A 5037-nucleotide genomic window follows, 5' to 3' on the forward strand; every position below is an offset into this window, starting at 1 on the left:
AACGTGACGAAAGGCGAGGTCATTGCGCGACTGGATAAAGATCAGCTGCTGCGGCAGCGCGATCGCGAAGTTGCCACGCTGGCTGAAGATGAGGCGCAGTTGGCGCAATCGCGCACTTCGCTCGAGATGCAAACCGAGTCCACGTCGGCGGATCTCGATAGCCGGAAAGCCGACCTTACCAGCTACCAATCCAAATTGGACGAACTGAAAGCCGGATCGCGGCCCCAGGAGCTTGCCGAAGCCGCCGCATCCACCGCAGCCGCTGAAGCCGAATACCAGCGGGCGAAGAGCGACTGGGAGCGTTCGCAACAACTCCATAAAGACGACGACATCTCCACGTCGCAGTATGAGCAATCGAAGAAAGCTTTCGATAGTGCCCAAGCCAATCTCGATCAGGCGCGCCAGCACGAAGCGCTGTTGAAAGAAGGCTCGCGCAAAGAAGACCTCGATCAGGCGCAGGCGCAGGTGATTCACGCCAAGGCGAATGTGCGGGGTGGAGAAGCGAATGTGTTGAACGTGAAACGGAGCCAGGAGGACATCGCCGCGAAAGAAGCGGAGATCGACCGCGAGAAAGCGCAGATTGCTTTGATCGACTCGCAGTTGGCGGATACGACTGCGATCTCACCCATCAACGGCGTTGTGCTCGTCAAGAGTACGGATGTCGGCGAAGTGATCGCCCCCGGAACTTCAGTCGTCACGGTTGGCGACCTGGACCATCCATGGCTGCGCGCTTACATCAAGGAACCGGATCTGTCGCGAGTGAAGATCGGAGCTCACGTGACGGTGCGGACCGACGCGGCGGCGGGGAAAACATTCAACGGCAGGGTCGCGTTTATCTCATCCGAAGCGGAGTTCACGCCGAAGCAGATCCAGACCACCGAAGAGCGCGTGAAGCTGGTATACCGCATCAAGATCGATATCGATAATCCGCAGCATGAGTTAAAAGCGAACATGCCGGCGGATGCGGATATCGACGTGGCGAAGTAGCGCCGCCAATGGACGCCCCCATTATTGAAACCCGCGAGCTGACGCGCCGGTTCGACGCACTCGTTGCAGTCGACCGGCTGAATCTTAGCGTCAGCCAGGGCGAAATCTTCGGGCTTGTCGGTCCCGACGGCGCCGGCAAGACAACGACCCTGCGCATGCTGTGCGGGCTGATGAATCCGACATCCGGATCTGCCACGGTCGCCGGCCACGATGTCGTGAAGCACATGGAGCTGGTGAAGGACGAGATCGGCTACATGGCGCAGCGCTTCGGTCTGTATCAGGACCTGACCGTTGCCGAGAACATGCAGTTCTACGCGGACCTGTTTGGCGTCTCGAAAGCGGTGCGCGATGAACTGAGTCCGGGGCTGTTGCGAATGACGCGCATGGATCCGTTTCAGGGCCGGCAGGCGGGCCGGCTTTCGGGGGGCATGAAGCAGAAACTGGCGCTGATGTGTACGCTGTTGCATCGGCCGAAGATTCTCTTCCTCGACGAGCCGACGAACGGCGTAGATCCCGTATCGCGCCGCGAATTCTGGGCGATTCTTTATCAACTGGTGGAAGAAGGCGTCACCGTATTCGTGACGACGGCGTATTTGGACGAAGCGGAGCGCTGCAACCGCGTCGGTCTGATGAATCGCGGCAAACTGATTCGCTGCGAGTCCCCGGAATCGTTGAAGAACGACATGGTCGAGACTTGTTACGAAGTTACCGCCCCGGACACGCGCGGCTTGCGCGAGAACCTGCATCGCGATGAGCGCGTGTTGAGCGTGGAACCCTTCGGCGTCGCGCTGCATGTGTTTCTGAAGGAAGGCGTGGCGGCCGATTTGCTGCGCGATCCGGCCGTTGGAAGCGACTACAAGATCATCACCCCGTCGGTCGAAGACGTGTTCATCGCCATGATCCATAAGACGGAACAGGAAGCGGGGAGGGTGAATTAGCGATGGCGGTATTCAACAGCGCGCTCCCGGTGGAAGTCGAAAACCTGACCAAGGTCTTCGGCAAATTTGTCGCGGTCGACCACATCACTTTCCATGTCAAGAAGGGCGAAATCTTCGGATTTCTGGGACCGAACGGCGCGGGTAAGTCGACGGCCATCCGCATCCTGCTGGGCTTGTTGACGCCCGACTCGGGAACGGCGATTGTCGGCGGGATCGATGTGGCCAAAGATCCCGAAGCCATCCGCAAGAACCTTGGCTATGTGTCGCAGAAGTTCTCGCTGTATAACGATTTGACCGTTGCCGAGAATATCGATTTCTTCAGCGGTATTTACGGCGTGCCCAAAGAGAGGCGGCCGGCGCGTAAGGCGTACGCGCTGAAAATGGCGGCGCTGGAAGAACGCGCCAACACGATGACCGCTCTGCTGCCCGGTGGCTGGAAGCAGCGCCTGGCGCTCGGCTGCGCCATCATTCATGAGCCGGCAATTCTATTTCTCGACGAGCCGACTTCCGGGGTCGACCCGATCGCGCGGCGCGACTTCTGGGATCTGATTTACCAGCTTTCCGGCGCGGGACAAACGGTTTTCGTTACCACGCACTACATGGAAGAAGCGGAGTACTGCCACCGGCTGGCGCTAATGCATGCGGGCAAGATTATCGCGATGGGCGTCCCGGCCGATTTGAAGCGCGACATGTATTCGCACCGCCTGTTGCAGATCGAGACTTCGGCGCTGGTTCCCACCATGAAGCTGCTCGCCGGCGAGCCGGGCGTCCTTGAGGTTGCCGTGTTCGGCGCCGGGTTGCACGTAACGGTGACCGACATGGGCGCCACGGTCGACCGCATTCGGCAAAAGATCACTTCGAACGGCATCGACATCCACAAGATGGATTCGATTCCGCCGTCGATGGAGGATCTGTTTGTGTCGCTGATCGAAAACGAGGAGCGCAAAAAAGCATGAACTTCCGGCGCGTGCGGGCGGTCATCCGCAAAGAGATCAAACATATTCTGCGCGATCCGCGCAGTCTGCTGATGGCTCTGGCGGAGCCGATGCTCATGCTGATGCTGTTCGGCTACGCGCTGACGCTGGATGTCGATCGTATTCCCACGTTGATTTACGACCAGGACAATTCGGCCCAAAGCCGCGAACTGATCCAGAAGTTCGCCAGCTCCCGGTTTTTCGAGATTGAAGGCTATCCGCGCGACTACGCCACGATCGAGAAGGGGATCAATCGCAATAAGATCTTCATGGGCGTGGTGATCCCGGCCCGATACGGCGAGAACATAGCCGGCGACCAGAACGAAAGCGTGCAGATCTTAATTGATGGGAGCGATTCCAACACCGCCTCGATTGCGCTTGGCTATGTGAACTCGGTCGTACGCACTTACTCGCTCCAGGTACGAAACGCCGCGCAGAACCAACACGCAGGCTTCCAGGTCAATGTGCCCATCGACGCGCAGATGCGCATCTGGTACAACGCGACGCTGGAGTCGAAGAACTATGTAATTCCGGGATTGATCGCGGTTATGCTGATGCTGATCTCAGCGCTGCTTACTTCGCTTACCATCGCTCGAGAGTGGGAAATGGGGACCATGGAACAGCTGATGTCGACACCCGTCCGTCCCGCGGAATTGGTGCTGGGTAAGATGTCGGCTTACTTCCTTGTGGGTGCGATCGATACGGTGATCGCGGTAGTCGTGGGGCTTTTCCTCTTTCAGGTGCCTTTCCGCGGGAGCTTTCTGCTGCTGGCCGCGACTTCGTGTATCTTCCTATTCGGCGCTCTATGTTGGGGGATCTTACTCTCGGCAATCACGAAGCAGCAGTTACTGGCTTACCAGTTAGGAATCGTAACTTCGTTTCTACCATCGTTTCTGCTTTCCGGATTTCTCTACGCGATCGAGAACATGCCGTGGTGGATTCAAGTCCTGACGCACTTTGTGCCGGCGCGATACTTCGTGACCATCTTGAAAGGAATCTTCCTGCGCGGCGTCGGGCTGCAAGTCTTATGGGTGGATTGCGCGTTTCTGATTGGTTTCAGCCTTCTTGTCTTTGTACTTGCAACTCTAAAGCTGCGGCAAAAGCTCGCCTGAGGAATTTATGTGGGAACGCATTGTACAAATCATCCGCAAAGAGTTCTACCAGGTTCTTCGCAACCGGCGCATGCGGACGGCGCTGTTTATTCCGCCGCTGGTCCAACTGATCATCTTCGGATACGCGGTGAACCTGGACGTTGACAACGTTAGTACTGCGATCATGGACCAGGACGGTACGCCCATGAGCCGCGAACTCGTCGATCATTTCCGCGGATCGGGACGCTTCAACATTACTCACATCGCGACCAGCGAGAGCGACATCGCGAACCTGATGGATGGCGGCAAAGTTCTCTGTGTCGTGCGGGTGTTGCCGGGCTTCGAGCGTAATGTTTCCCGCGGGAACGAGGCCGGGGTCCAGGTGCTGATCGATGGAACCAATTCGAACACCGCTTCGCTGATCTCGAACTACGCGAATGAGATCGTGGCGAATTTCGACCAGACTCTGGTGCAGCAAGCGCAACAGCGGCGGCTGATGACGGTTTCACCCGGCACGGTAAGTATGAAGAGTTCAACGATTGAGCCGCGTGCGCGAGTCTGGTTCAATGCCGACTTAGCGAGCCGCAATTACTACGTCCCCGGTGTGATGGCGAATCTGATTATGGTCGTGACAGTCATGCTTACGGCGATGGCCATTGTCCGCGAGAAAGAGATCGGGACGATGGAGCAATTGATGGTGACGCCGATCCGGCCGCTGGAGCTGATGATTGGTAAGACGCTTCCGTTTGCCTTAGTCGGACTCATCGACGTGACTTTGGTAACTACAGTCGCGCTGCTCTGGTTCCGCGTACCGTTCCGCGGCAGCTTCTTGTTTCTGCTAACTTGCTCGGCGTTCTTTCTGCTGACAAGTTTGGGGACGGGTCTATTCATCTCGACCATCTCGCGGACGCAGCAGCAGGCGGTGATGTCGAGCTTCTTCTTTGCGACGCCGACGTTCATGCTAAGCGGATTCTCGTTTCCGATTCGTAACATGCCGATAGCCGTGCAGTATCTGACTTACCTGAACCCGCTGCGATACTTCGTGGA

Annotated in this window: 5 protein-coding genes; all 5 read left to right on the top strand. The window is 57.6% G+C overall.

All coding sequences use genetic code 11. The annotated features are described in order from the left end of the window. The coding region (locus H1Y01_RS14335) for an HlyD family secretion protein (protein WP_180541196.1) at positions 1 to 987 on the top strand (987 nt) is incomplete at its 5' end. An 8-nt stretch (positions 988 to 995) separates the two neighbouring features. After that, positions 996 to 1925: an ABC transporter ATP-binding protein gene (locus H1Y01_RS14340; RefSeq protein WP_180541197.1), complete on the top strand. Its 930-nt coding sequence runs from the start codon at positions 996 to 998 to the stop codon at positions 1923 to 1925. A 2-nt stretch (positions 1926 to 1927) separates the two neighbouring features. After that, positions 1928 to 2881 carry an ABC transporter ATP-binding protein gene (locus H1Y01_RS14345; RefSeq protein ID WP_180541198.1) on the top strand — a complete coding sequence of 318 codons (954 nt, stop codon included), beginning with the start codon at positions 1928 to 1930 and terminating at the stop codon, positions 2879 to 2881. Beyond that, positions 2878 to 4011 carry an ABC transporter permease gene (locus H1Y01_RS14350; RefSeq protein WP_180541199.1) on the top strand — a complete coding sequence of 378 codons (1134 nt, stop codon included), beginning with the start codon at positions 2878 to 2880 and terminating at the stop codon, positions 4009 to 4011. The genes H1Y01_RS14345 and H1Y01_RS14350 overlap by 4 nt, the downstream gene beginning before the upstream one ends. Positions 4012 to 4018: 7 nt before the next feature. After that, positions 4019 to 5037, top strand: a 1019-nt coding sequence (locus tag H1Y01_RS14355) for an ABC transporter permease (RefSeq protein WP_180541200.1), incomplete at its 3' end; no start/stop codon positions are given.

The sequence above is a fragment of the Nevskia soli genome (assembly GCF_903970205.1).
Classification (GTDB): Bacteria; Acidobacteriota; Terriglobia; order Bryobacterales; family Bryobacteraceae; genus Bog-113.

What these genes read in the sequence shown, in the direction of transcription:
- H1Y01_RS14340 (WP_180541197.1), top strand. Translation starts at nt 996, where the DNA reads ATGGACGCCCCCATTATTGAAACCCGCGAGCTGACGCGCCGGTTCGAC.
- H1Y01_RS14345 (WP_180541198.1), top strand. Translation starts at nt 1,928, where the DNA reads ATGGCGGTATTCAACAGCGCGCTCCCGGTGGAAGTCGAAAACCTGACC.
- H1Y01_RS14350 (WP_180541199.1), top strand. Translation starts at nt 2,878, where the DNA reads ATGAACTTCCGGCGCGTGCGGGCGGTCATCCGCAAAGAGATCAAACAT.